General features: G+C 72.8%; 23 protein-coding genes. 14 read left to right on the forward strand and 9 right to left on the reverse strand.

Translation table 11 applies throughout. The features are described 5' to 3' along the window. Positions 1-21: 21 nt before the first annotated feature. Together ACFWBD_RS13550 and ACFWBD_RS13555 are read right to left on the reverse strand one after the other, a co-directional pair. Positions 22-1575, reverse strand: a complete 1554-nt coding sequence (locus ACFWBD_RS13550; RefSeq protein WP_385666497.1) for a sugar ABC transporter ATP-binding protein — start codon at positions 1573-1575, stop codon at positions 22-24. Then, a complete protein-coding gene (locus tag ACFWBD_RS13555; protein ID WP_385666499.1) occupies positions 1562-2659 on the reverse strand; it encodes a substrate-binding domain-containing protein in 1098 nt (365 codons plus the stop codon). Before ACFWBD_RS13555 ends, ACFWBD_RS13550 begins: the two co-directional genes overlap by 14 nt. Positions 2660-3202: 543 nt before the next feature. Here ACFWBD_RS13555 and ACFWBD_RS13560 point away from each other — a divergent pair. The 3 genes from ACFWBD_RS13560 to mtnB are packed head-to-tail and all read left to right on the forward strand — an operon-like array spanning position 3203 to position 5138. Then, a complete protein-coding gene (locus tag ACFWBD_RS13560; RefSeq protein ID WP_385666501.1) occupies positions 3203-3802 on the forward strand; it encodes an acireductone dioxygenase in 600 nt (199 codons plus the stop codon). Beyond that, entirely contained in the window at positions 3799-4533 is a 735-nt protein-coding gene (gene mtnC / locus ACFWBD_RS13565; RefSeq protein ID WP_385666503.1) for an acireductone synthase, read from the forward strand. Before ACFWBD_RS13560 ends, mtnC begins: the two co-directional genes overlap by 4 nt. Beyond that, complete coding sequence (mtnB, locus tag ACFWBD_RS13570) at positions 4530-5138, forward strand: methylthioribulose 1-phosphate dehydratase (RefSeq protein WP_385666505.1); 609 nt, start codon at positions 4530-4532, stop codon at positions 5136-5138. The genes mtnC and mtnB overlap by 4 nt, the downstream gene beginning before the upstream one ends. 118 nt (positions 5139-5256) lie before the next feature. Here the strand turns inward: mtnB and mtnA are convergent, their stop codons facing one another. After that, on the reverse strand, positions 5257-6288 hold the full coding sequence (gene mtnA / locus ACFWBD_RS13575) for an S-methyl-5-thioribose-1-phosphate isomerase (protein WP_385666507.1): 1032 nt from the start codon (positions 6286-6288) through the stop codon (positions 5257-5259). A 380-nt stretch (positions 6289-6668) separates the two neighbouring features. Here mtnA and ACFWBD_RS13580 point away from each other — a divergent pair, with 380 nt between their 5' ends. The 8 genes from ACFWBD_RS13580 (at position 6669) to ACFWBD_RS13615 (ending at position 15118) form a co-directional block, all read left to right on the forward strand. Beyond that, positions 6669-7724, forward strand: a complete 1056-nt coding sequence (locus tag ACFWBD_RS13580) for a BMP family ABC transporter substrate-binding protein (RefSeq protein WP_385666510.1) — start codon at positions 6669-6671, stop codon at positions 7722-7724. Next, a complete protein-coding gene (locus tag ACFWBD_RS13585; protein WP_385666512.1) occupies positions 7705-9261 on the forward strand; it encodes an ABC transporter ATP-binding protein in 1557 nt (518 codons plus the stop codon). Before ACFWBD_RS13580 ends, ACFWBD_RS13585 begins: the two co-directional genes overlap by 20 nt. Then, positions 9258-10304 carry an ABC transporter permease gene (locus tag ACFWBD_RS13590; protein WP_385666514.1) on the forward strand — a complete coding sequence of 349 codons (1047 nt, stop codon included), beginning with the start codon at positions 9258-9260 and terminating at the stop codon, positions 10302-10304. The genes ACFWBD_RS13585 and ACFWBD_RS13590 overlap by 4 nt, the downstream gene beginning before the upstream one ends. Then, positions 10304-11170 carry an ABC transporter permease gene (locus tag ACFWBD_RS13595; RefSeq protein WP_385666516.1) on the forward strand — a complete coding sequence of 289 codons (867 nt, stop codon included), beginning with the start codon at positions 10304-10306 and terminating at the stop codon, positions 11168-11170. Before ACFWBD_RS13590 ends, ACFWBD_RS13595 begins: the two co-directional genes overlap by 1 nt. Continuing rightward, positions 11167-11925 carry a nucleoside phosphorylase gene (locus ACFWBD_RS13600; protein WP_385666518.1) on the forward strand — a complete coding sequence of 253 codons (759 nt, stop codon included), beginning with the start codon at positions 11167-11169 and terminating at the stop codon, positions 11923-11925. Before ACFWBD_RS13595 ends, ACFWBD_RS13600 begins: the two co-directional genes overlap by 4 nt. Beyond that, positions 11922-13217 carry an amidohydrolase gene (locus tag ACFWBD_RS13605; RefSeq protein WP_385666520.1) on the forward strand — a complete coding sequence of 432 codons (1296 nt, stop codon included), beginning with the start codon at positions 11922-11924 and terminating at the stop codon, positions 13215-13217. The genes ACFWBD_RS13600 and ACFWBD_RS13605 overlap by 4 nt, the downstream gene beginning before the upstream one ends. A gap of 76 nt (positions 13218-13293) precedes the next feature. Continuing rightward, positions 13294-13965: a FadR/GntR family transcriptional regulator gene (locus ACFWBD_RS13610; RefSeq protein WP_385666522.1), complete on the forward strand. Its 672-nt coding sequence runs from the start codon at positions 13294-13296 to the stop codon at positions 13963-13965. Between the two features lie 214 nt (positions 13966-14179). Then, on the forward strand, positions 14180-15118 hold the full coding sequence (locus ACFWBD_RS13615; protein ID WP_385666524.1) for a PAC2 family protein: 939 nt from the start codon (positions 14180-14182) through the stop codon (positions 15116-15118). Between the two features lie 79 nt (positions 15119-15197). On the opposite strand, the gene mshC is transcribed toward ACFWBD_RS13615, so the two are convergent. The 4 genes from mshC to ACFWBD_RS13635 all read right to left on the reverse strand — a co-directional run bounded on the left by mshC (position 15198) and on the right by ACFWBD_RS13635 (position 18733). Next, positions 15198-16427, reverse strand: a complete 1230-nt coding sequence (gene mshC, locus ACFWBD_RS13620; RefSeq protein WP_385666526.1) for a cysteine--1-D-myo-inosityl 2-amino-2-deoxy-alpha-D-glucopyranoside ligase — start codon at positions 16425-16427, stop codon at positions 15198-15200. 120 nt (positions 16428-16547) lie between these two features. Next, positions 16548-17381, reverse strand: a complete 834-nt coding sequence (locus ACFWBD_RS13625) for an SCO1664 family protein (RefSeq protein WP_385666528.1) — start codon at positions 17379-17381, stop codon at positions 16548-16550. Next, positions 17345-17935 (reverse strand): DUF3090 domain-containing protein, encoded by a 591-nt coding sequence (locus tag ACFWBD_RS13630; protein ID WP_020128287.1) that lies wholly within the window; start codon positions 17933-17935, stop codon positions 17345-17347. Before ACFWBD_RS13630 ends, ACFWBD_RS13625 begins: the two co-directional genes overlap by 37 nt. A 111-nt stretch (positions 17936-18046) precedes the next feature. Beyond that, positions 18047-18733, reverse strand: coding sequence for a histidine phosphatase family protein (locus tag ACFWBD_RS13635; RefSeq protein ID WP_385666531.1), 687 nt, complete (start codon positions 18731-18733; stop codon positions 18047-18049). Between the two features lie 62 nt (positions 18734-18795). Here ACFWBD_RS13635 and corA point away from each other — a divergent pair, with 62 nt between their 5' ends. Then, positions 18796-19791, forward strand: coding sequence for a magnesium/cobalt transporter CorA (corA, locus tag ACFWBD_RS13640; RefSeq protein WP_385666533.1), 996 nt, complete (start codon positions 18796-18798; stop codon positions 19789-19791). 59 nt (positions 19792-19850) lie between these two features. Here corA and ACFWBD_RS13645 read toward each other — a convergent pair whose 3' ends face one another. Continuing rightward, a complete protein-coding gene (locus tag ACFWBD_RS13645; RefSeq protein ID WP_385666535.1) occupies positions 19851-20639 on the reverse strand; it encodes a ferritin-like domain-containing protein in 789 nt (262 codons plus the stop codon). A 241-nt stretch (positions 20640-20880) separates the two neighbouring features. Then, entirely contained in the window at positions 20881-21936 is a 1056-nt protein-coding gene (locus tag ACFWBD_RS13650) for an LLM class F420-dependent oxidoreductase (protein WP_385666537.1), read from the reverse strand. A gap of 201 nt (positions 21937-22137) precedes the next feature. Between ACFWBD_RS13650 and ACFWBD_RS13655 the strand changes: the two genes are divergently transcribed. Next, positions 22138-23124: an aldo/keto reductase gene (locus ACFWBD_RS13655; protein WP_385666539.1), complete on the forward strand. Its 987-nt coding sequence runs from the start codon at positions 22138-22140 to the stop codon at positions 23122-23124. Beyond that, positions 23121-25502 carry a helix-hairpin-helix domain-containing protein gene (locus tag ACFWBD_RS13660; RefSeq protein ID WP_385666541.1) on the forward strand — a complete coding sequence of 794 codons (2382 nt, stop codon included), beginning with the start codon at positions 23121-23123 and terminating at the stop codon, positions 25500-25502. The genes ACFWBD_RS13655 and ACFWBD_RS13660 overlap by 4 nt, the downstream gene beginning before the upstream one ends. Positions 25503-25708: the final 206 nt, after the last annotated feature.

Below are 25708 nucleotides of genomic sequence, written 5' to 3' on the forward strand. Positions count from 1 at the left end.
CTTCGTGGGGGCGGGCCGGCGTCAGACGGACGCCGAGATGGTCTGGATCACGCGGTCGCGTTCCGCGTCTTCGCCGTACGCGTCGAGGTGGACCTCACCGGCCGCGAGGACGACGACCCGGTCGGCCACCTCCAGGACCTCGTCGACGTCGGCGGACAGGACGAGGACGGCCGCGCCCTCGGCGGCGAGGGCACGGGCCCGGCGGCCGATGTCGCGCCGGGCGCCGATGTCCACGCCTCGGAACGGCTCGTCCAGGATGAGGACGCGCGGAGTGTGGGCGAGCCAGCGGCCGACGACGACCTTCTGCTGGTTGCCGCCGGAGAGTTCCTCGACGGTGCTGTGCTCGTCGCGGGCGACGACACCGAGGGCGTCGATCGTCTCGCGACCAAGGGCGTCCTCCTTCGGCCCGTTCATGAGACCGGCCCGGGAGAAGGACTTGAGGAACGGCAGCGAGATGTTCCGCGCGACCGACCAGCCGGGCACCAGGGCGTCGGCGTGCCGGTCCTCGGGAACGAGGTGGACGCCGGCGCGGATGGCGTCGGAGGGGCGGCGGGGCGCGTAGGCCGTGCCGTCCAGTTCGACGGTGCCGGTGGCGAAGGGTTCCGCACCGAACAGGCCGCGGGCCAGCTCGGTCTTGCCCGCGCCCAGCAGGCCGACGACGCCGGTGACCTCGCCGGAGCGCAGGTCGAGGTCGAGGGGGGCGCGGCCTTCGAAGAGGCGGACACCGCGGAGCGAGAGGGCGACCTCCCCCTCGGCGCCTTCCCTGACGGGCCGCGCGGTCGTCGCCTCCTGGGCCTGTTGGGCCGGCTGGTGTCGCAGCATCGCGCGCAGGGCCGCGTCCCAGTCGAAGGGCTTGGCCTGGTCCTCGGTGAGGAGACCGTCGCGCAGGACGACCAGCCGGTCGGCGAGCGCGTCGATCTCGCCGAGCCGGTGGGAGACGTAGAGCACGGCGATGCCGTCCGCGCGCATCCTCTCGACGAGCGCGAACAGCCGCTGCGCCTCGGCGGCGGAGAGCGCGGAGGTCGGCTCGTCGAGGATGAGCAGGCGGGGGCGGGTCGCCAGCGCGCGGGCCAGGATCAGCAACTGCCGGTCGGAGATGCCGAGTTCGCCGACGTCCTGCTTGAGCACCTGCTCGCTCCAGTCCAGACTTAGGCCGGCCTGGATCTCGCGGGCGCGGGCGAGCGTGCTGCGGCCGCTCAGGAACGGGTTGCCGCGCTTCTGCGCGAGCTCCTCGAAGACCAGGTTCTCGGCGACCGTGAGGCCGGGCACGATGCCCTCGCCGATCCGCTGGTGCACCGTCTGGATGCCCAGCTGACGGGCGGCCAGCGGCGAGGCGAGGGCGACCGGTGCGCCGTCGACGCGCACCTCTCCCCCATGGTCCGTGTGGACGCCCGAGAGGATCTTGATCAGCGTGGACTTGCCCGCGCCGTTCGCGCCGAGCAGCGCGACCACGCTGCCCGGTGCGATGTCCAGCGTCACGGAGGCGAGCACCGTCTTGCCGCCGAAGGCCATGCTGACGTCGGTGAGACCGACCGCCGGGACGGCCTGCGAAGGGCCGGGCTCAGTGGGCGACATTCGAGATCCAGTCCGCGGTGGAGACCTGCGACAGGTTCAGCGCGGGCAGCGCCTCCCGCAGCTGGTCCATGTTCGCGATCTTCTTCTCGCGCAGGAAGTCCTGCGTGATGGCGACGGCCGGGAACTCGACGGAGGTCTTGTTCAGCTGACCGGCCAGCTCCAGCGCGGTGGTGCGCACGACGGCCGCGCCGACCGCGGACGGGTCGGTGCCCGCCGTGGCGACCCAGGGGCTGTCGGCGGCGGTCATCTGCTGGATGTCGGCGTTGGAGACGTCGGCGCCGAAGACCTTCACCTTGTCCTGGAGCTTCTTGTTCTGCACGGCGAGCACGGTGCCCTTGGCGAGCTCGTCGTAGGGCGCGAAGACGCCGGCCACGTCGGAGTGCTGGGTGAGCGCGGCGGAGACGAGGGGAACGTTGTCGGTGGCCGTGGAGTCGGTGACCTTGCCGACCTTGAACTGCTGCTTCCAGGCCTGCGAGGTGACCGTCGACTTCCAGACGCCGTCGCGCTTGTCGAGGGCCGCGTAGCCGGCGACGTTGACGTAGCCGACCTTGGCGTTCTTGCCGACCTCCTTGGCCATCACGTCGAGGACGGCCTGGGCCATGCTCGCGTCGTCCTGCTTGGTGGAGACCACACCCTTCGTGGCGGTCTCGACGTCGTAGACGACGACCTTGATGCCCTTCTTCACGGCCTTGTCGATCTCCGGCTGGATGGTCGCCGGGAAGCCGTGGTCGATGATGATCGCCTTCGCCCCGGAGTTGATCGCCGAGGACAGGTCGGTGGCCTGCTTGGCGTTGTCGGCCTGGGCGTCGTACACGGTCAGGTCGATACCGAGCGCCTTGGCCTGGGCCTTCGCGCCGTTGCCCCACTGCTCGAAGTAGTCGCCGGCGCCGCTCTGCCGGACCAGGGCCACCTTGACCGCGCCGGTGCTGAAGGGGGCGGGCTTCTTGCCGGTGGCGGCGGAGGCCGAGGCCGCGGCGTTGCCGGTGTCCTTCGAGGCGTCCGTGGACTGCGCGCAGCCGGAGAGGACGAGGGCGGAGACGGAGGCCAGCGAGAGCGCGGCGAGAGGCAGACGGACACGGGACATGAGGGGCTCCAGGTGCGGGGTGACGCAGAGGGGGTGGGGCGGAGGGGAGGCGAAGCAGGGGTGCGTGAGCCCGGAGCGAAGGACGGGAACGAGCCACCGCGCGTGGCGGGGAGCGCCCCGGGAACGGGGGCGCGTCGGAGCTCCGGGAGGGGTCAGCGACAGCTGGCTGTGGTCGACCGGAGCAAGTCCACGTACAGCCGCCGCACGAGCAGCAGCGTCTTCATACGCAGATCATGAGAACGATTCCAGCCACCCGTCAAAGGAATGGACGCCGCATCTCAACATTCGAGACAACGATTACGTCACAGGCGGTGGACGTGCCGCCGGGAGTTACCATCACGGAACCGGCATCCCAACCGGCACAGTGAGGCCCCGATGACGACATATCGCGCGAACGCGCTGCGCATGCCCCGCACGCGGCGCTGTCCCGGCGCGCCGTGTCGCGGCTGAGTGACCGTCCCCGCCGCCCGCCTCACCCTTCTTCACCCCGTCCGATCCGTCTCGGTATCCGGACATCCCTTCCAGAATCCTGGAGTTGCTTCCATGACGCTGCTGACGACCTGGTCCGAGTCCGGCCCGGAGACCCTGGTCCGCCGCACCTCCGACCCCGCCGAGATCGCCGCGGCCCTCGAGCCGCTGGGCGTGCGCTACGAACAGTGGCCGGTCCGCTCGGACGTGCCGTTCGACGCAGACAGCGAGACGGTGTTCGCGGCGTACGGCCCGGAGATCGAGAAGCTGAACGCGGAGGAGGGCTTCACCACCGTCGACGTCCTCGGTCTGCACCCGAGCGACGACCCGGCGTTCCCGGCGAAGGCGAAGGCCGCCCGCGAGAAGTTCCTCCAGGAGCACACCCACGACGACGATGACGAGGTCCGCTTCTTCGTCTCCGGCTCCGGCATCTTCTACCTGCACGTGAACGGCGAGGTGCACGCGGTCCTCTGCGAGAAGGGCGACCTGCTGGGCGTGCCGCGCGGCACCACCCACTGGTTCGACATGGGCACCCGGCCGTCGTTCACGGCGATCCGCTTCTTCCACGAGGAGGACGGCTGGATCGGCAGCTTCACCGGCTCCACCATCGCCGGCCGCTTCCCGGACTACGACACGATCGCGGCCGGCTACGAGGCCGACCGGGCCGCCGCGTGAGCGTGCGCGGCCTGAGTTACGACGTGGACGCCGTGGTGCTCGACATCGAGGGCACCACGAGCGCCACGGGCTTCGTGGTGGACGTGCTGTATCCGTACTCCCGCGCCCGCTTCGCCGAACTGCTCACCGAGCGGGCCGGGGAGCCCGCGGTGGCACGGGCGATGGAGCAGGTACGGGAGCTGACGGACCGGCCGGACGCCGACGCGGCCACGATCGAGAAGACACTGAACGCCTGGCTCGACGAGGACCGCAAGGCGACCCCGCTGAAGAGCCTCCAGGGCGTCATCTGGTCCGAGGGCTTCGCACGCGGCGACCTCGTCTCGCACTTCTACGACGACGTCGTGCCGCGGCTGCGCGCGTGGCACGCGGCGGGGCTGCGGCTGTACGTCTACTCGTCGGGCTCGGTCTCCGCCCAGCGGGCGTGGTTCACCAACAGCCCGGCGGGCGACCTCACCTCGCTCGTCTCCGGCCTGTACGACACCGAGAACGCCGGCCCCAAGCAGGAGCCGGAGTCATACCGCCGTATCGCCGGGTCGACCGGCGTACCGGCCGGCCGGCTGCTGTTCCTCTCCGACCGGCCGGGGGAGCTGGACGCGGCCCGCGAGGCCGGCTGGCACGCGGTCGGGATCCGGCGGCCGGGAGAACCGTATTTCCAGCAGGGGGTCGGCGACCACGCGCAGGCGGGGACGTTCGACGAGATCACCGTCAGCAACTCCAGGAGCACCTCATGACCGCCGACCTCACCGCACTCGACCTGGAGGAGGCGGGGGCGGTCCTCGCCGCCGAGTCCGCCCGGTTCGCCTCCTTCGGCTGGATGCGCGGCACCTCCGGCAACCTGTCGGTGGTGCTCTCCCGCGATCCACTGCGCCTCGCGGTCACCGCGAGCGGCCACGACAAGGGTGAACTGACGCCCGCGGACGTGGTGCTGGTCGACGGGGACGGTGCCGCCATACAGGGGGGCAAGCCGTCCGCCGAGGCCGAGCTGCACGCGCGCGTGGCCGCGCTGACCGGTGCGGGCGCGGTCGTGCACGTGCACACGGTGGCCTCCGTGGCACTCGGTCACCGGCACCCGGGCGGGATCGTCTTCAAGGACGTGGAGATGCTCAAGGGCGTCGGCCAGCCGGCGCACGACGTCGAGGTGACGCTGCCGGTCATCGCCAACAGCCAGGACATGAAGGTCCTCGGCGACCGGCTGGAGGCGGCCCGCGAACCCCGGATGCCCGCGGTCGTCGTGGCCGGGCACGGCCTGTACGTGTGGGGCGACACCCCGCGCCGGGCCCGCCACCACACCGAGGTCGTCGAATGGCTCCTGGAACTGGAACTGACGCGGCGTTGACCAGAGGGAACACGAGCGCCACGAGCACACCAGTGACATGAGGAAGGCCACGGTCCCTCGACCGTGGCCTTCCGTGTGACCGGCGCGGCCGGTGTGCGCGGCGCGGCCGCCGTGCCGCTCAGCGCAGCCGGTCCCCGGGCAGCTCCCCCGTGGAAACCTCCAGGACGCCCCGCTCGGTCACCAGGCCCGTCACCAGCCGGCCCGGCGTGACGTCGAACGCCGGGTTGTGGCCGCGCGACTCGGCGGGCGCCGTGCGTACCCCGCCCCACTCCAGCACCTCGTCCTCGCCGCGGAGCTCGATGTGGATGCCGGCGCCGTCCGGCGTCGAGAGATCGACCGTGGTGGTGGGCGCCGCCACCAGGAACGGGATGCCCGCGTCGGCGCAGGCGAGGGCGACCCCCACGGTGCCGACCTTGTTGGCGGTGTCGCCGTTGGCCGCGATGCGGTCGGCGCCCACGATCGCCGCGTCGACCTCGCCGCGCAGGATGGTGCCGGCGGCGGCCCCGTCGGCCTGGACGAAGTGCGCGATGCCCTCCTGGACCAGCTCCCAGGCGGTCAGGCGCGACCCCTGGAGCAGCGGGCGGGTCTCGTCGGCGTAAACGACCTCGAGGCGTCCGCGCGCGTGCAGTTCGCGTATGACGCCGAGGGCGGTGCCCCAGCCGGCGGTGGCCAGCGCGCCGGTGTTGCAGTGCGTCAGGATCCGCAGCGGGCGGTCCGCGCCGACGCGCTCCAGCAGCCAGTCCGCGCCGAACGCGCCCATCGCACGGTTGGCCTCGACGTCCTCGCGCTGGACCGCGGCCGCCTCCGCCAGGACCGCGTCGAGCCCCTCGTCGAAGCGGGTCATGACCCGGTCCACGCACACCATGAGGTTCACGGCGGTCGGGCGCGCCTCGCGGACGCGGGCGACGGCCTCGCGCGTCTCGTTCTCCGTCCAGCCCTCGCGCTCGCCCTGGAGCAGCGCGATCGCGACGCCGTACCCGCCCGCGGCGCCGATCGCGGGGGCGCCGCGCACGACCAGCCGCTGGATCGCGTCGACCAGTGTGTCCACATCGTGGACATCGACGGTCGCGGTGCGGTGCGGAAGAGCGGTCTGGTCGATCAGCGCGAGGCCGGTTCCGGTCCACTCGACGGCGCGCAGTTCCTGGGACATAACGGGACGCTCCTGATGTTCCATTGGTGTTCGACACCGTACATGACCTCGAAGAACCCTCGAGGAACGGTGGGCGAACCACAGTTCGAGACACCCCGGTGGATGTCCGGAAACGAGTGTTAGAGTCCAGCACCTGCATCCGCAGGGCGATACCAGCATCCCGCAGATCGAGACGAAGGAGGAACGCATGCCGCTGCTCACCAGGCGCCGCTTCCTCGACTTCGGCCGCTGCGCCGGCGACGGCTGTCGCGGCTGAGTCCGTCCCCTCAGCCCTCCCCCGCGGCTTGTCCCGCACCGAGCACCGTCGCTCACCTCACCCCGCCGTACGCGCGCACCCCAGCATCGTGACGCGCCTCTCGGCATACCCGGAAGGTTCCCCGATGCCCCGCAGACACCGCCGCTCCGTGCAGCTCGCCGCCCTCGCGACCGGCACCGTGCTCCTCGCCACCGCCTGCAACGCCGCCGCGAAGAAGGACGACTCCGCCACGAGCGCGAGCGGCGGCAGCGGAAAGTCCTTCACCCTCGTCACCCCCGACGCGGTCGGCCAGAACGAGTTCCTCAAGCTCGCGGTGACCGGCGTCGAGAGCGCGGCGAAGCAGCACGACGGGACCCAGAAGGTCTACGAGTCCACCGACACCGCCTCCCAGCAGCAGAACGTGCAGGCCGCGGTGGACGCCAAGCCGGACGTCATCGTCCTCGTCGGCTTCGAGTTCGCCGACATCGTCGCCCAGCAGGCCGCGAAGAACCCGAGCCAGCAGTTCCTGATCATCGACGCGTGCACCACCAAGACCTTCAAGAACGTCAGTTGCGCGGTCTTCCGTGAGCACGAGGGCGTCTACCTCGCCGGCGCCGAGGCGGGCCTGCTGAGCAAGTCCGGCAAGGTCGGCGCGGTCGACGTGCTCGACACCCCCCAGTTCCGCCGCTACAGCGACCCGTTCGCGGCCGGCGCCAAGAAGGTCGCCGCCAAGACGGAGACGTCGACCCGCTTCGTCGGCGGCCAGTCCCCCTTCGACGACTCGGCCCGCGCCAAGGAGCAGGCGAACACCCTGCTCGCCAAGGGCTACGACCAGATCATGGCGGCCGCGGCGGCCGGCAACTACGGCGTCTTCGAGGCCGCGAAGGCCAAGGGCGCGTTCGCCTACGGCGTCGACGTCAACCAGTGCGCCTCGGCGCCCGGCACGGTCGTCGACAACGTGGTCAAGCGCACGGACATCGCCGTCGAGAAGGGCGTCGAGACGGTCCTCGGCGGCACGACCGGCACGACCATCTCGTACGGCCTCAAGGAGGGCGGCATCAGCCTGACCGGCCTGGAGGGCGGCGTGGACACGTCGAAGTGCGTGATCGCCGACCACAAGGACGTCCTGACGAAGGTCGAGGCGCTGCGCGACCAGATCGTCTCCGGAGAGCTGAAGGTCGATGACCCGGCCGCCGGCTGAACCCGAGAGCGGCGCCGGCGTGACCGGCGTCGCCGTCGAGCTCCGGGGAATCACCAAGCGGTTCCCCGGCACGCTCGCCAACGACGCCGTCGACCTGACCGTCAGGCACGGTGAGATCCACGCCCTGATGGGCGAGAACGGCGCGGGCAAGTCCACGCTGATGTCGGTCCTGTACGGCATGGAGCGCGCCGACGCCGGGTCGATCCGGATCGACGGGCGGGAGGTCCGGTTCACGAGCCCCTCCGACGCCATGGCCGCGGGGCTCGGCATGGTCCACCAGAGCTTCAAACTGTTCGACTCGCTGACGGTCGCCGAGAACGTCGTCTACGCCGCCGAGCCGCGCCGCTTCGGCCTGGTGGACCGGTCCGCGGCCCGCCGCCGGGTGCGCGAACTCGCCGCGGAGCACGGGCTGGCCGTCGATCCCGATGCCCGGGTGGGCGACCTGCCGGTCGGGCTGCGCCAGCGCGTGGAGATCCTCAAGCTGCTGCACCGGGGCGCCCGGACGCTCATCCTCGACGAGCCGACGGCCGTGCTCACCCCGGCCGAGGCGGACACCCTGTTCGCCGTGCTCAAGTCGCTGACCGCGCAGGGCCGTACGGTCGTCCTCGTCACCCACAAGCTGCGCGAGGTGCTGGAGGGCAGCGACCGGGTGACCGTCCTGCGGGACGGCCGGGTCGCCGCCCGGCTCGTCACCTCCGACACGACGGCCGACGAGATCGCCGCCGCGATGACCGGCCGCGCGGTGGAACTGGACCGCGTCCACGCACCGGGAACGCCCGGTGGGGCAGTGCTGCGGGTCACCGGTCTCCGCACGGATTCCGTCCACGATGTGGACCTCACCGTGCGCGCCGGTGAGATCGTCGGTATCGCGGGGGTCGCCGGGAACGGCCAGAGCGAGCTGGTCGAGGCGCTGGCCGGACTGCGTCCGGTCGCCGCCGGACAGGTAACGCTCCAGGGCGACGACATCACGCACGCCTCGGCCACCGAGCGGCGCGCGAAGGGGCTCGCCTACGTCCCCGAGGACCGGCACGCGGTCGGTACCGCCCCCGCCGCCTCGGTCGCGGACAACCTGGCGATGGGCCACCACCGCACCACCCTCTCCACCCGCGGCCTGCTGCCGCCCACGGCCGTCCGCGCGCACGCCCGGCGGCTCGTCGAACGCTTCGGCATCAAGGCGGCGACCACCGAGGTCCCCGCCTCCGCGCTGTCCGGCGGCAACCTCCAGAAGCTGCTCATCGGCCGCGAACTCGCCCACGACGCACCACTGTTGCTGGTCGAGCAGCCGACCCGGGGCGTCGACATCGGCGCCATCCAGAACATCCACGACCAGCTGATCGCCTACCGCGACGCCGGCCACGCCGTCCTCCTCGTCTCGGCCGAGCTGAGCGAGATCCGCGGCCTCGCGGACCGGGTGCTCGTCATGTACGAGGGCCGGGTCGCGGCCTCGTACACCAAGGAAGAGGCGGACGAGCGGACGCTGGGCCTCGCGATGGCGGGCGCCCCCGTGGAGGCCACCGAGATGAACCCACTGACATGACACGCATATCCGGAGCCCTGCGCTCCCCCCTCACCTTCTCCGTCCTCGCGGGCCTCGTCATCGGCGCGCTGTTCCTGCTCGGCACCGGCGCGGACCCCGTCTCGGCGTACGAAGCGGTCGTGACCGGCGCGCTCGGCGCCGACGGCATCGGCTCGACCCTGACCACCGCCACCAGCGTGCTCGGCCTGGCGCTCGCGCTGGCGATCCCGCTGCGGGCCGGGCTGATCAACCTCGGCGGTGACGGGCAGATGGTGCTCGGCGGGATCACGGCCGCCGTGACCGGCCTCTACTCGCCGCTCCCGGCCCCCCTCACCGTGGCCCTGGCCCTGCTGGCCGGCATGGCGGCGGGCGCCGGGTACGCCGTCCTGGCCGGCCTGTGCGAGAACCACCTCGGGGTCCCGCTGCTGGTCAGCAGCCTGCTGCTCAGCTACCCGGCGGTGTCGCTCGCCTCCTACCTGGCGCGCTACCCGCTCAAGGAGCCGGGCTCCAGCCTGCCCCAGACCCGCGCGCTGCCGGACGGGGTGGCGCTGCCCGCGTTCGGCGACTCCACGGTCACCCTCGGGCTCGTCCTCGTCGCGATGGCCGCCGCCGCGTACTGGTTCACCGACCGGCGCACCGCCGTCGGCTACGAGATCCGCATGACGGGTCTCAACCCCCGCTTCTCCGCGTACGCGGGCGTCGAACGCCGGGGCCTGACCCTGAAGTTGATGGCACTCTCCGGAGGCCTCGCCGGACTCGTGGGCGCCATCGGGGTGCTGAGCTTCCCCTACCGCTTCGTGGACGGCTCGCTCACCGCCCCCGGCTACACCTGGACCGGCCTCACCGCGGCCCTGCTCGCCGCCGCGGCTCCGCTGGGCACGGTGGTCGCCGCCTTCTTCTTCGCCGTCCTCCAGGTCGGCGGACTGGCGATGGAGCGCACCACCGAGGTGCCACGCGAGCTGACCCAGGTGCTCCAGGCGATCGTGATCGTGTTCCTCGCGGCCCGGCTGCGCTTCCCCAGCCGCCTGTTCGGCCGCCGCACCCGGGAAAGCGAGGCGGTGTGATGTTCCTCGACTCCGATCTCCTCATATCGGCGCTGCGCGCGCTCACCCCGATCCTGCTGGCGGCCCTCGGCGGCGCCCTGTGCGAGCGCGCCGGGGTCTTCAACATCGGCCTCGAGGGCATGATGCTGATGGGCTGCTTCACCTCCGTGGCGACCAGCTGGTTCACCGGCAGCCCCTGGCTCGGCGTCCTGGCGGCGGCCCTCGCGGCGGCCGCGTACTCGCTGATCCTGGCCGTGGGGGCGGTCACCCTGCGCGGGGACGCGGTGGTCCTCGGCATCGCCATGAACCTTCTGGCCGTCGGCCTGACCAGCTTCCTGCTGCGCACGGTCTTCGGCGTGCAGGGCACCTTCGACGATCCGTCGCTCGCCGGGCTGCCGCTGATCGGTGGCTTCACCCCGCTCGCGTACCTCTCGTGGGCGGCGGTCGCGGTCGCCGCCCTGCTGCTGTCGCGGCACGTGTGGGGACTGCGGCTGCGCGGGGTCGGCGAGGCGCCCGACGCGGCGGCGACCCTCGGGGTGAGCCCGGCGAAGTACCAGTACGGCGCGATCCTGCTGTCGGGAGTGCTGTGCGGCCTTGCGGGCGCCCAGCTCGCCCTCGGCAACGTCACGTTGTTCACCGAGAACATGACGGCGGGCCGTGGTTGGATCGCTGTCGTGGCCGTCATGCTGGGCCGCGCCGCGCCCCTGGGCGTCCTGCTCGCCGCGCTGCTGTTCGGGCTCGCCGAAGCGGCCGGGTTCCGCCTCCAGGGTCTCGGCCTGCCGCAGCAGGCGACCGACGCCGCGCCCTACGTCGTCACACTCGGCGCCCTCTTCCTCACGACGGCCCGCCGCCGTCGCCGCCCCCGTACCACCGGAGCCGTCCAATGACCCAGGACCTGCTGCCCGTCACCCGCATCCCGCGCACCGGTCTCCCGGCGCACGCCGTGGTCGTCGGCGACCCGGCCCGCGCCGCGGCCGTCGCCGCCCTCCTCGACGGCGCCGAGGAGGTCTCGTACCACCGCGAGTACCGGGTGTTCAGCGGAAGCTGGAAGGGCGTGCCGGTCGTCGTCGCCTCGCACGGGGTGGGCGCGCCGGGCGCGATCCTGCTGTTCCAGGAGCTGGCGGACGCGGGCGTCACCACCTTCCTGCGGTTCGGCACGGCGGGCGCGATGAAGCCGGGCATCGGGGACGGCGACCTGGTCATCGCGGAGGCGGCCGTCCGCGACGACGGCGTCACCCACCAGCTGCTGCCCCCGGAGTACCCGGCGGTCTCCGCGCCCGAGGCGGTGCTCGCCCTCCAGCGGGCGGCCCGCCAGGCCGGCGCCCCGCACCACCGGGGCGTCGTGTGGACCCGCGCGGCCTTCCAGCCGGGCCTGCTCCCGCTCTTCTCCTACGCCGGCGCCGGGCTCGCCGCCATCGAGATGGAGCTGTCCGCGCTGCTGGTCACGGCTTCGCTGCGCGGCCTGGTCGCGGGCGGTGTGCTGGTGATCGACGGGGCCAACGCCGACGAACTGGTCGACGAGCGGACCACGGGCGGCTACGACCCGCACCGGGAGGTCGTCGCGGCCGGCGTCGAGCGGGGCGCGGTGGTGTCCCTGGAGGCGCTGCGGCTGCTCGTGGAAGCGGACGGGGAGCAGGCATGAGCATCGACCTGCTGGTGCACGGCGGCGACGTCCTGACGGTGGACGACGCCGGAACCGTCGTACAGGGCGGGGCGGTCGCGGTCCACGAGGGCGGGATCCTCGCCGTGGGACCGACCGCCGAGCTGCGCGAGCGCTACACCGCCGCCGAGGAGATCGACGCCGCCGGCTGTCTCGTCCTCCCCGGTCTGATCAACACGCACACCCACCTCGCGATGACCCTGCTGCGCGGCCGCGCCGACGACGTCACCCTCCAGGGATTCCTGGAGCGCGTCCTGAAGTGGGAGGCGGAGCTGCTGGCGCCGGAGAACGTGGCGGCGGCGGTGCGGCTGGCGGTCGCGGAGAGCCTGCGGGCCGGAGTGACGTCGGCGCTGGACATGTACTGGTTCCACGAGGCGGCCGAGCGGGCGGCCCGCGATGCGGGCTGGCGGCTGCACACCGGACCGACCTTCATGGACGTGCCCGGGCCGCCGGACGGCATCGCGTACGAGGAGCGGCTCGGGTGGGCGCGGCGCGACCTCGAGGCACGCGGGCCCGCCCGGCCCGGCCACCGGCCCGTCGTCTTCGCGCACTCGGCGTACACCCTCTCCCCCGGGCAGCTCACCGAAATCTTCGCGCTGGCCCGGGAGTTCGGTGCGCTGGTGCACATCCACGCGGCCGAGAACGCCACCGAGGTCGCCACCGTCGAGGTGCAGCACGGGAAGCGGCCGGTGGAGCTGCTGGACTCCCTCGGGCTGCTCGGCCCCGATGTGCTGCTCGCGCACGCCGTCGACCTCACCGTGCCCGAGATCGCGGCGATGGCCCGTACGGGCACGGCCGTCGCCCACTGTCCGGTGTCGAACCTGAAGCTGGGCTGCGGCATCGCGCCCGTGCCGCGGCTGCTGAGCGCGGGCGTGACGGTGGGGCTGGGCACGGACGGCGCGGTCAGCTCCAACTCGCTGGACGTACTGGGAGCCGTCCGGCAGGCGGCGCTGGTGCACAAGGCGGCGGGCGATCCGACGGCGGTCGGCGCCGAACAGGCCGTACGGATGGCGACGATCGAGGGCGCGCGGGCGCTCGGGCTCGGCGAGCAGCTCGGTTCGCTGGAGGCCGGCAAGCGGGCCGATCTGATCGTCCTCGATCTGGCCGCACCGCATCTGCGGCCGCGCCACGACCCGTGGTCGACGCTGGCGTACGCGGCGCACCCTTCGGACGTGCGGGACACCGTCGTCGACGGGCGGGTGCTGATGCGCGATCGTGGGCTGACCACGGTCGACGAGCGGGCGGTGATCGCGGATCTGGAGGCACTGCTCTGATCTGCCCCCATAATGGCGCTGAGACATCCGATGTCTTGATCCGATGTCCGGGCGACGAACGACAGGGAGGCCGGTCATGGCAGTCACCGACGAGGCGATCGAGAAGATCAAGGGCATGATCGTCTCGGGTGCGCTGCGCCCCGGGGACCGGCTGCCCAAGGAGAGCGAGCTGGCCGCCGAGCTGGGCCTGTCCCGCAACTCCCTGCGCGAGGCGGTACGCGCCCTGTCGCTGATCCGGATCCTGGACGTGCGGCAGGGCGACGGCACCTATGTCACCAGCCTCGATCCGCAACTGCTCCTGGAGGCGCTGAGTTTCGTCGTCGACTTCCACCGCGACGACACGGTCCTGGAGTTCCTCGCCGTGCGCCGCATCCTGGAGCCGGCCGCCACCGCGATGGCCGCCCTGCGCATCAGCGAGCAGCAACTGGACGCACTCGACGCCCAGTTGGACAAGCTCGGGGCCGAGCCCTCGGTGGAGGAACTGGTCGCGGGAGACCTGGAGTTCCACCGGGGCATCGTGCGGAGCGCCGGCAACTCGGTGCTGTGTTCGCTGCTCGACGGACTGTCCGGGCCCACCACCCGGGCCCGTATCTGGCGCGGTCTGACGCAGGAGGACGCGGTCGCCGGCACGCTCCGCGAGCACCGGGCCATCCTGGCGGCGCTGCGCGACCGGGACGCGGAGGCGGCGCGGTCCTGGGCGACCGTACACATCGCGAGCGTGGAGCAGTGGCTGCGTTCGACGCTGTGAGTCCGCGGCGTACGGCCACCCCGTGCACCCCGCGCGCCCACCCTGTGCGCGACCTGTGGGTCGATGCCGTGAGTCGGGTCCGACAGGGGGTGTTCGCGGGTGGCGAACGGGGCAGTGATCCGTTCACTCCCCCGTGCGAGGGGGCTGCGAGCGCCCCCGCGGAACGCCGTAAGGTTGGGTGGTCAAGCGAGGGCACGTCGGAAGGAGGCGCTGGGTGATCGAGCTCGAGGGGGTTCCCGAGCTGATCGACCCGGTCATGGTGGCCGCGTTCGAGGGCTGGAACGATGCCGGCGACGCCGCCTCCACCGCGGTCGGGCACCTGGAGCGGGAGTGGAAGGGCGAAGTGTTCGCGGCGCTGGACGCCGAGGACTACTACGACTTCCAGGTGAACCGCCCCACGGTGTGGATGGACGCCGGCGTGCGCAAGATCACGTGGCCGACGACAAGGTTGTCGGTCGTCCGGGTGGGCGGCGACAAGCCACGCGACCTGGTGCTCGTCCGCGGCATCGAACCGTCCATGCGCTGGCGCTCGTTCTGCAACGAGCTGCTGGGCTTCGCGCACGAGTTGGGCGTGGAGCTGGTGGTCATCCTGGGCGCCCTGCTCGGTGACACCCCGCACACGCGTCCGGTGCCGATCAGCGGGACCACGTCCGACGCGGACCTGGCGCAGCGGATGGACCTGGAGGAGACCAAGTACGAGGGCCCCACGGGCATCGTCGGCGTCCTCCAGGAGGCGTGCACGCACGCGGGCGTGCCCGCGGTGAGCCTCTGGGCGGCCGTGCCGCACTACGTCTCGCAGCCGCCGAACCCGAAGGCGACGCTGGCCCTCCTCAACCGCCTCGAGGACCTGATCGACGTGCGCATCCCCCTGGGTGAGCTGCCCGAGGACGCGCGTGCCTGGCAGGTGGGCGTGGACCAGCTGGCCGCCGAGGACACCGAGGTCGCCGAGTACGTGCAGACGCTGGAGGAGGCTCGGGACACCGCCGAGCTGCCGGAGGCGTCGGGCGAGGCGATCGCCCGCGAGTTCGAGCGCTATCTGCGGCGCCGGGACGGCGGGGGCCCGCCGGGCCCCGGGGAACGGACCCGGCCCCCGAAGCCGCCGAAGCCGAGCGGCGAGGTCCCCGACGACAGCGATTCCTCGGAGGACCAGTAGCGGACAGGACACAGGACCGGAAGGGGCGGTGCGCTTCGGCGCACCGCCCCTGCTCGTCCCGGTGTGAGGGCGCCTTCGGCTACAGCGCCACGCCCAGCAGTGCGTCGACGGCCCGCGAGACGACACCGGGTGCGCCGATGTCCGTACCGCCCTGCTCCTGCTGGAGCGCCGCCCAGCGGTCGACGGCGGCGAGTGCGGCCGGGGCGTCGAGGTCGTTGCCGAGCGCCTCGCGGATCTCGTCGACGAGCGCCTCGGCGGGCGGTCCGTCGGGCCTCGAGACGGCGGCACGCCAGCGTCCGAGCCGGGCCTCGGCGTCCGCCAGGACCTGGTCGGTCCACTCCCAGTCGGCCCGGTAGTGGTGGGCGAGGAGGGTGAGCCGGATCGCGGCGGGGTCGACGCCGTCCTGGCGCAGCTTCGAGACGAAGACGAGGTTGCCCCGGGACTTGGACATCTTCTCGCCGTCCAGGGCGACCATGCCGGCGTGGACGTACGCCTGGGCCATGGGGAACTCGCCGGTCAGCACCTGGGCGTGGGAGGCGCCCATCTCGTGGTGCGGGAAGGCGAGGTCGGAGCCGCCGCCCTGCACGTCGAAGCCCATCCCGAGGTGGTCCAGGGCGATGGCCACGCACTCGATGTGCCAGCCCGGCCGGCCGCGGCCGAGCGAGCCGCCGTCCCAGCTGGGCTCGCCCTCGCGGGCCGCCATCCAGAGCATCGGGTCGAGCGGGTTCTTCTTGCCGGGGCGGTCGGGGTCGCCGCCGCGCTCGGCGGAGAGCAGCCGCATGGCGGCCGCGTCCAGGCCCGAGACCCGGCCGAAGTGCGGGTCGGACTCGACGGAGAAGTAGACGTCGCCGTCGAGCTCGTAGGCGGCGCCGGCGTCCCGCAGCCGCTCGACGAGCGGGACGATGCCGGGTATCGCCTCGACGGCGCCTATGTAGTGCCGCGGCGGCAGCATCCGCAGGGCCGTCATGTCCTCACGGAAGAGCGCCGTCTCCTTCTCGGCGAGGGCGACCCAGTCGACGCCGTCGCGTTCGGCCCGCTCCAGGAGCGGGTCGTCGACGTCGGTGACGTTCTGGACGTAGTGAACCTGCCGCTTGGTGTCGAGCCACACGCGCTGGACGAGGTCGAACGCGTTGTAGGTCGCCGCGTGACCCATGTGGGTCGCGTCGTACGGCGTGATGCCGCAGACGTAGATACGGGCGACGGGACCGGGGTCGAGAGAGACCAAGCCGCCGGTCGCGGTGTCGTGGATCCTCAGGTCGCGGCCCTGACCAGGCAGGGCGGGGACCTCGGAAGCGGGCCAGGCATGCATGTCATGAGCCTAACCGGACGGAAGTTGCGTATACGAACCGGAGCAGGCCAGATGGCCGGGAAGGCCCCCTTGCGCGATTCCGTCCGGCATGCCTGACGGCCTCCCGCGTACGGGTGGCGGTCAGACCGGGGGCCAGGGGATGGCCGGCCGGTCGCCGCTCGGCTCCGGGTGCTTCCCGGCCTCCAGCAACGCGTCGGCACGCGCGCGTGTGGCATCGACCTCGGCGGGGGTGATGAGCGCGGCCAGGGTGACCGCCAGCCGCCCGCCGGGCTCCAGGGCGCCTCTGAGGCCCTTGAGCACCTCGACGGCCTCGCCGGTCAGGGGCTCCCCCGCCCAGCCCCACAAGAGCGTACGCAGCTTGTTCTCGGCGTTGAAGGTGACCCCGTGGTCGATGCCGTACAGCCGGCCTTCGGCGGTGGGCAGCAGGTGGCCGCCCTTGCGGTCGGCGTTGTTGATCACCGCGTCGAGGACGGCGAGCCGGCGCAGCCGTTCGTCGTCGGCGTGCACCAGCAGCGCGGTCCGGCCCTCGCCGACCTCGGCGAAGCCGATCGCCCGCCAGCCCGGCTCGGGCTCCTGCGCGTCCACGAGGGCGAGCAGCTCGGACTCCGGGGCCGTCTCGATCCACAGCTGGCACATGCCCTCGCCGTACGGCCCCTCCCGCAGCACGGTGGGCGGCACGAGGCCCCAGCCGGTCGCCTCGGAGACCTCGTAGGCGGCGACCTCGCGCTGGGCGAGCGTGCCGTCGGGGAAGTCCCACAGCGGCCGCTCCCCGGCGACGGGCTTGTAGACGCAGGCGGCCTCGCGGCCCTCGTGCGCGACGGTGCAGTACAGGGCCGCGTTCGAGGCGTCGCGGATGCGTCCGCGTACGGTGAGCTCGCCGCGCGCGAGGAGTTCGGCGGCGGCCGGGTCGGTGGTCGTCACGCCCCCCGGCGGTATCCGTTCTGGCGCGGACATACGTGTCCTTCCGGATCGAGCGGCAGGCTGCACAGCGGACACGGCGGCCGGCCCGCGTTGACGACGTCGAGGGCGCGTTTGGCGAAGGCCCTCGCCTGCGCGCCGCTGAGCCGGACCCGCAGCATCGGGGGCCCGTTCTCCTCGTCCTGGAGGAGCTTCTCCTCGGCCTCGGCGAGGTCCTCCTCGGAGTCCGCGTCGAGCTCCACGAGGGCCTGCGCCTCGACGATCATGCGCTGTTCCTCGCCGTCCCAGGCGAGGGCCATGGTGCCGACCCGGAACTCCTCCTCGATCGGCGTGTCGAGGGGGGCCGTGTCGGTGTTCTCGGCGGGCGACATCGCGGGCACGGGGGCGCTGCCCCCGGTCCGGCGTACGACCTCGTCCAGCAGCTCGTCCATGCGCTCGGCGAGCGCGGCGACCTGGGTCTTCTCCAGGGCCACACTGGTCACTCGGGAGCCGGCGGTGGCCTGGAGGAAGAAGGTACGGCGCCCGGGCAGTCCGACCGTACCGGCCACGAAGCGGTCCGGGGGGTCGTAGAGGAACACCTGACGGGACACGTCCTGTCTCCATGGGAATCGTGGGTCATCGTGGGCCGGGGAACGAGTGGGGGAACGTCCCTGCGGGTACGCGCGCGTTTGCGGACCGCTTCACCCTACTGCGGCCGACGATCACGGTGCGCCCGCACCACCCCCGACCGTCGCGTCCCCGGCCGGCGGCTCCTCGCGCGGGGCGAGCGACGCGAAGTCGCCGGTGTCGCCGAGGCGTACGAGAAAGGGGCGCAGCCGGGTGTAACGGATCGCGGTCACGGAACACGGTTCCACAGAGATCCGCTGGAAGAGGTCGAGATGAAGCCCGAGGGCGTCCGCCACGAGCGACTTGATGATGTCGCCGTGCGAGCACATCAGATAGACGGCGTCGGCGCCGTGGTCGCGCTCCACGCGCGCGTTCCACTCCCGTACCGCCTCGGCGGCGCGGGTCTGCATCGCCCGCATGGACTCGCCGCCGGGGAAGGCGGCGGCGGAGGGGTGCGTCTGCACCACCTCCATCAGGGGCTCGTCCATCAGTTCGGCGAGCTTGCGTCCGGACCAGTCGCCGTAGTGGCACTCCCCGATCCGCTCGTCGGTGTGGGCGCGCAGCCCGGGGCGGGCGTCGAGGAGCGGCCGGATCGTCTCCTGGCAGCGCTGGAGGGGGCTTGCGACGACCTCGGCGATCGGCAGCGCGTCGAGCCGCCCGGGCAGGCTGGCGGCCTGCGCGGCTCCGCGCTCGTCGAGGGCGACGCCGGGCGTCCGGCCGGCGAGCAGTCCGGAGGTGTTGGCGGTGGACCGGCCGTGCCGGACGAGGATCAACGTGGGCATGCGGCCCAGGGTAGGCGCACGCGGGCGTGCGCCGGTGAGCGTCCGAAGGGAGAGTGCGCAGAGTGATCGTCGACTGCGCCGTCTATCGCGACGGGCACCGTACGGAGGGCCCCGAGGACTTCTCGGACGCCCTGGCCGAGGCACGGGCCGGGGGCGGCTTCGTGTGGATCGGGCTGCACGAGCCGACGGAGAAGGAGTTCGACCACGTCACGCGGGAGTTCGGACTGCACCCGCTCGCCGTCGAGGACGCCCTGAAGGCCCACCAGCGGCCCAAGCTGGAGATCTACGACGACTCGCTCTTCCTGGTGTTCAAGCCGGTCGTCTACGAGCCCGAGAGCGACGCGGTCTCCTCCGGTGAGGTGATGGTCTTCCTCGGTGACGGCTTCGTGGTGACCGTCCGGCACGGCGAGGGCGCTCCGCTGGCCGCCGTACGGCACCGGCTGGAGCACGAGCCGCAGCTGCTCGCCAAGGGCCCCACGGCGGTCGTGTACGCGATCGCCGACGCCACCGTGGACCACTACCTGGACGTGGCGACGGAACTCCAGACGGACCTGGAGGAGCTGGAGGCGGAGGTGTTCTCGCCGGACGGCGGCGGCTCACGGAACACCGCGTCGCGGATCTACCGGTTCAAGCGGCAGATCCTGGAGTTCCGCCGGGCCACCGGCCCGCTGGGGCCGCCGCTGACCCGGCTGGCGGGCACCAGTGCGCCCGGGCCGGGAGTGCCCTTCGTGGACGACCGGGCGCGGCCCTTCTTCCGGGACGTCAGCGACCATCTCACGCGGGTGGACGAGTCCGTGGAGGGGCTGGACCGGCTGGTCACGGACATCCTCTCGGCGCATCTGGCGCAGATGAGCGTCCGGCAGAACGACGACATGCGGAAGATCTCGGCGTGGGCGGCGATGGCCGCGGTCCCCACGATGATCGCGGGGATCTACGGCATGAACTTCGAGCACATGCCGGAGCTGCGGTGGGTGTGGTCGTATCCGGCGGTGGTCGCGCTGATGGCCGGACTCGAGGTCCTGCTGTACCGGTTGTTCAAGCATCGGGGATGGCTCTAGGTCCGGCCTGGGGACGGTTCAGGGGGCGGCCCGCGCGGTCGGGCCCGCGCGGTCGGGGCTCAGGCGAACTCGATAGCCGTGACCGCGGGGCCGCCGAGCGCGTCACGGCGCTCGGGCATCTCCAGACAGACCATCCGCCGCCAGCCCGCGAACCGCTCCCACGCGTACACGGCGTGGATGCCGGCCGCGAGGAGCGCCGACCTGGCCCTCGGCCAGCCGAGGAGGTCTCCCATGTGGGCCATGACGGCCAGGCTCACGTCGCGGTAGATCCGGATCTCGGCGAGCGCGTACCCGCGCAGCGTCTGCTGGATGGCGCGGCCGTGCCCCGCGCGGGCCAGGCGCAGCAGCTCCTCGTGGCAGTAGGCGAGGTGGTTGTCCTCGTCGTCCGAGATCATCTTCACCGCGCGGCCGAGGTCGGGATGGTCGGCGAAGTGCCTGCGCAGCAACTCCATCTGCTCGGAGGCCCGCTGTTCGGTGACCCGGCTGTGGGCGAGGTAGGTGACGAGGTCGTGCACGGTCAGCGGATGGTCGGCCCGGAGCCGGTCGTGCGCGAGGCCGACGCCGGCGCGCTCCAGGAGCATCGTGTAGTCGGTGTCGCGCGGGACGGGCACGGGGGCGAGCCCGCGCTTGCGCAGCAGGGCGTTGAAGATCCGCCCGTGCTTGTCCTCGTCGGCGCCGTGCCGGGCGATCCTGGGAGCGAGGTGGTGTTCGCTCTGCGGGACGAGCGCGGCGATCCGGGCGTTCTCCCAGCCGCCCTGCGACTCCCCGCCGGCGGCGATGGAACAGAAGAGGGCGAAGGACTCGTCGTTGTCGATGATCTCCTGGAACAGACTCTTGGCCGAAAGCATCGTGGGCCACCTCTCCGCATTGCGCAGGATTCCGCGGCATTCCGCAAGGAACGAGTCAAATGCGGCACGGGAGGCGCTGCAACAGGTGTGTCGGACAACTCCGCCGAAAGGGGGATGCCAGGAGTCGGCCCAGGAGCGTAACCGTGCGCAGAGTGGCGCGTTGTTCCGCGTGACGGCCGTGGCGGGGAAGACCCCCGAGCCCCCACCACGGCCGCTGGAATTTCCTGAACCCCCGTCCCGGCTAGCCCAGTCCGGCGAGCTCCACGGCCTGCGCGCCGGCTCGCAGCGAGGCGAGGCGCTCGTCCAGGGTGAAGCCCGCGGGGGCGAGGGTGAGCGTGGTGACACCGGCCGCCGCGTAGGCCTTCATCCGGTCGGCGATCCGCTCCACCGAACCCAGCAGCGTGGTCCGGTCGATCAGCTCGTGCGGTACGGCGGCCGCGGCGCCCTGCTTGTCACCGGCCAGGTACTTGTCCTGGATCTCGTCGGCCGCGGCCTCGTAGCCCATGCGGCGCGCGAGCTGGTTGTAGAAGTTCTGCTTGCGGCTGCCCATGCCACCGACGTACAGCGCGGTGTAGGGGCGGAAGGTGTCGGCGAGCCGCTCGACGTCCTTGTCCTCGCCGAGGGCCAGCGGCAGCGTCGGGCAGACGTCGAAGCCCTCGAGGGTCTTGCCGGCCTTCTCGCGCCCGGCCCGCAGGTGCTTGATCGCGGTGTCCTCGAGGTGCTCGGCGGACGGGAAGATCAGCAGGGCGCCGTCGGCGATCTCGCCGGTCTGCTCCAGGTTCTTCGGACCGATCGCGGCGATGTACAGCGGGATGTGCTCGCGCTCCGGGTGCACGGTCAGCTTGATCGGCTTGCCCGGGCCGCCCGGCAGCGGCAGCGTCCAGTGCTCGCCGTCGTACGACAGCCGCTCCCGCGTCATCGCCTTGCGGACGATCTCCACGTACTCACGCGTGCGGGACAGCGGCTTGTCGAACTTGACGCCGTACCAGCCCTCGGAGACCTGCGGTCCCGACACGCCGAGGCCGAGGCGGAAGCGGCCGCCGGAGAGCGAGTCGAGGGTGGCGGCGGTCATCGCGGTCATCGCCGGCTGGCGGGCCGGGATCTGGAAGATCGCCGAGCCGACGTCGATGCGCTCGGTCTGCGCGGCCACCCAGGTGAGCACGGTGGCCGCGTCGGAGCCGTAGGCCTCGGCGGCCCAGCAGACGGCGTATCCGAGGCGGTCGGCCTCCTGGGCGACGGCGAGGTTGTCGCCGTCCATTCCGGCACCCCAGTAGCCGAGGTTGATCCCGAGCTGCATGGCCGATTCCCCTTACTGATCAGTAACGACGCTGTTGCGGAGACCTTAGCGCGGGGGCCGGGGGCCGGGGAGGGTGGTGTGGCGAGGGTCGCGCCGATCGTAGCCGGGGCCGCGGCCTGCGGAACTGGGCTCCCCCCTCCCGGAAATTCGGTTGTCCACAGGCAACCCACTGCCCAGTTCTGGCCAGTAATCTCGGCGTTCATGGAGCAGAGGCATCTCGGCCGCACCGGCCTGCGCGTGTCCCGCATCGGGCTCGGCACCCTGACCTGGGGCCGCGACACCGACGAGCACGACGCCGCGGACGTCATGAAGACGTTCTGGGAGGCGGGCGGGACCCTCGTCGACACGGCCGACGTGTACGGCGACGGGGACGCCGAATACCTGCTCGGACGGCTGATGGAGGGCCTCGTGCCGCGCCGGGACCTGATCATCTCGACCAAGGCGGGCAGCGTCCCCGACCCGGACCGCCCCTACGACGGCTCACGGGGCCACCTCCTCGCCGCCCTCGACGCCTCGCTGGCCCGGCTGGGCACGGACCATGTCGACCTGTGGCAGGTGCACGCCTTCGACGCCGCCACCCCGCTGGAGGAGACCCTCCAGGCCCTCGACATCGCTGTCGCCAGCGGGCGCGCCCGCTACGCCGGGGTCTCGAACTTCTGCGGCTGGCAGCTCGCCAAGGCGGCCACCTGGCAGCTCTCCGCGCCGGGCACCCGGACCCGCCTCGCGGCGACGCAGATGGAGTACTCGCTGCTGCAGCGCGGCGTCGAGCGCGAGGTGCTGCCGGCCGCGCTGGATCTGGGCGTCGGTCTGCTGCCCTCCTCGCCGCTGGGCCGCGGCGTCCTCACCGGCAAGTACCGGGGGGATGCCCTGCCGCCCGGCTCGCGCGGCGCCTCGGACCACTTCGGCCTCTTCGTCGAGCCGTATCTCGACGACACCGCGAGCCGCATCGTGGACGCCGTCTCGACCGCCGCGGACGGGCTGGCGGTGACGCCGCTCCAGGTCGCCCTCGCCTGGATCCGCGACCGGCCCGGCGTGGCCGCCCCGATCGTCGGCGCGCGCAACGCGCAGCAGCTCACGGCGGCATTGTCAGTGGAGGCCCTTAGTCTTCCTGACGAGATCTGCCGGGCCCTCGACGACGTGTCGGCGCCCGTGCACCGCTATCCCGATCACGACTGGAGCACGCTGTGAGCACGGAGTCGGTTCCCCCGGAGAGCACGGAGAACGCCGGACCGGCGACGCCCGACGCGGCCGGGGAGCCCGGGACCCCGGACGACACCGCGACGGCGCGGCCCGGACCGGCGCCGGCCGACGGCGCCTCGACGAGCGACGCCGGCACCCCTCCTCCCGCGCGCGACGCGGAGGCCGTGAGCGAAGGCGAAGACGGGGAGACGCCCGCCGCAGAATCAGAAGCAGGGACAGACGCAGGGACAGACGCAGGGACAGACGCAGAAGCCGGCAAGGCCGGCGACGGCGAAGCGGCCGCGCAGCTCTCCGAGGCGCAGGCCGAGCTCGCCGCGCAGAAGCGCGAGCGGGAGCGGATCGAGCGGCGCCGGGCCGAGAAGGCGGAGCCCATCGACAGCGGGACCAAGCTGAGCGGGAAGGCCGCCGACCTGCTGGCGGCCGTGCGCGCGGTGGAGGGCGGGGCGAAGCCCCCGGCCACCGTGTTCGCCGAGCCGGCGCCCGCCCCGCGCCGCCCCGCGCCGGAGCCGGAACGGCGTCCCCAGCCGGTGACCGCCGTACCGACCGCGGACACCGCACCGGCACCCGCGGCGGAAGCCGTCGAGGGCGTGCGAGGCGTGCTCGCCGGCGGCGGCGCGCCCGAGACACTCGCGCCGCAGGCCGCAGCCGCGCTCGGCGAGGGCGCCGAGGATCTGCTGCGCGAGGACCCGTGGCAGCTGCTGCGCGTCCCCGGTGTGCGTCCCGAGCAGGCCGACGGGTTCGCGCGGGCACTGCTCGGCCCGGAATGCGCCCCCGACGACGAACGGCGCGGCCGCGCGGTGACGGTCTGGCTGCTGGAACAGGCCGCCCTGGCCGGACACACCGCCCTGGAGTTGCCGGCGCTCACCGCCGCCCTCGGCCGCCAGGCCGTGCCGGACGCCGAGGCGGCCGTGCAGAGCGCGCTGGCCGAGGGCGACGCCCTCGTCTTCCAGGACGCCCTGGACTCCGTGGACGCCGCCCGGCCCGGAGGGACCGCCGAGAACGGCGCGAACGGCCGAGACGAGAGCGGCGGGGACGAGAGCGGCGGGGACGAGAGCGGCGAAGACGGCGAGGCGGCCCGGCCGGTCCGCGTCCTGGTGGGCCTGGAGCGGTACGCGCTGGCGGAGGAGAGCCTCGCCGACGCGCTGGCCCGGGTGGTCAACTCCCTCGCCAAGGAGGCCTCGGCGCGGTGGGAATCGGTGACGGCCGGCGCGTCCGGCAGCACGGCCGAACTGCTGCGCGCCGTCGCCGGACACGGTCTGGTGCTGCACACCGGCGGCGACGCCTCCCGCGCCGAACCGGCGGCGCTGCTCACCGCGGCCCGCACCCTGGGCCTGCGCGCGGTAGCCGCCTGCCATACGCCGGACGGACGCCAGCGCTTCACGGCTCTCCTCGGCGAGCAGGCAGCGGACGGCGCCGTCGTCACCGTCGCCGGTCTGCTGGCCGGCACCGAGGGTCCCGGGCGGGACGCCGACGGGGCCTTCGCCCTCGACCTGCTGGTCCTGCTCGACGCGCCGCAACTGGATGTGGAGAGCGCCGCGATGCTGGCGGAGTCGCTGCCGGACGGGGCGCGGCTGGTGCTGAGCGGGGATCCGGCGGTGCTGTGGTCGGCCGGACCGGGCCGGGTCTTCGCCGATCTGCTCGCGGCGCGCGCGTGCCCGCAGGTCGCCTCGCGCACGCCCGATCCGGGGCCGATCGGCGAACTCGTCTCCGGCGTCGGCATCGGCGAGCTGAACCAGGTCGACGCGCCCGGCAAGGAGATCGTGATCGTGCCGGTGCGGGAGGCGGGCGAGGCCGTGCACCGGACCGTCCAGCTCGTCGCCGACTCGGTGCCGCGGGCTTTCGGGATCACCCCCGAGGAGACGGTGGCGATCACCCCGGGGCACGGCGGCGCGGCCGGCACGCGCGCGCTGAACGCAGCCCTCAAGGAACGGCTCAATCCCGGCCCCGGCCGCTTCGGCGGCTTCGACCCCGGTGACCGGATCGCCTACTCGCCCGCGCCGGGCCGTACGGTGCCGGGCCGGGTCGTGACGGCCGACGCGGACGGGCTGCACCTGTCCTGCGCCGACGGCCCGGTGGTCGTCCCGAGGGAACGGGTGGAGCAGGCCGTACGGCACGGGTGGGCGCTGACCGCGCACCAGGCCGTGGGCAGCCGGTGGCCCGCGGCGGTCGTGGTCCTGCCCGGGGACGCCGCGCAGACCCTCTCACGTCCCTGGGTCTACACGGCGTTCGGCCGGGCGGAGCGCCATCTGTCCGTGGTGCACGGCGTCGAACAGGCCCTGCCGAAGGCCGTCGCCGAGGTCCCGGCGAAGCCTCGCACGACGCGGCTGCCGGCGCTGCTGCGCACCCAGGTCCCGGCGGCCGAGTAGCGCGGACGGCGGCGGTCCCGAAGGGTCTCCCCTTCGGGACCGCCGCCGTCATGAAGACTCCGGATGCTCCCGCGTCCCACCACCCCGCTGTCGGCTGCCGGCTAGTGAGCCGGTTTTGAGTTCTCCCGTCGCCACTTGAGTCGTGTTCCGTTTCGGATCGCGGCTTGGGCGGTGACGGGGCTGGTGGTTTGCGGTCTGCTGTGGGG

The sequence above is a fragment of the Streptomyces sp. NPDC060002 genome (assembly GCF_042737245.1).
In the GTDB taxonomy this organism is placed as follows: domain Bacteria; phylum Actinomycetota; class Actinomycetes; order Streptomycetales; family Streptomycetaceae; genus Streptomyces.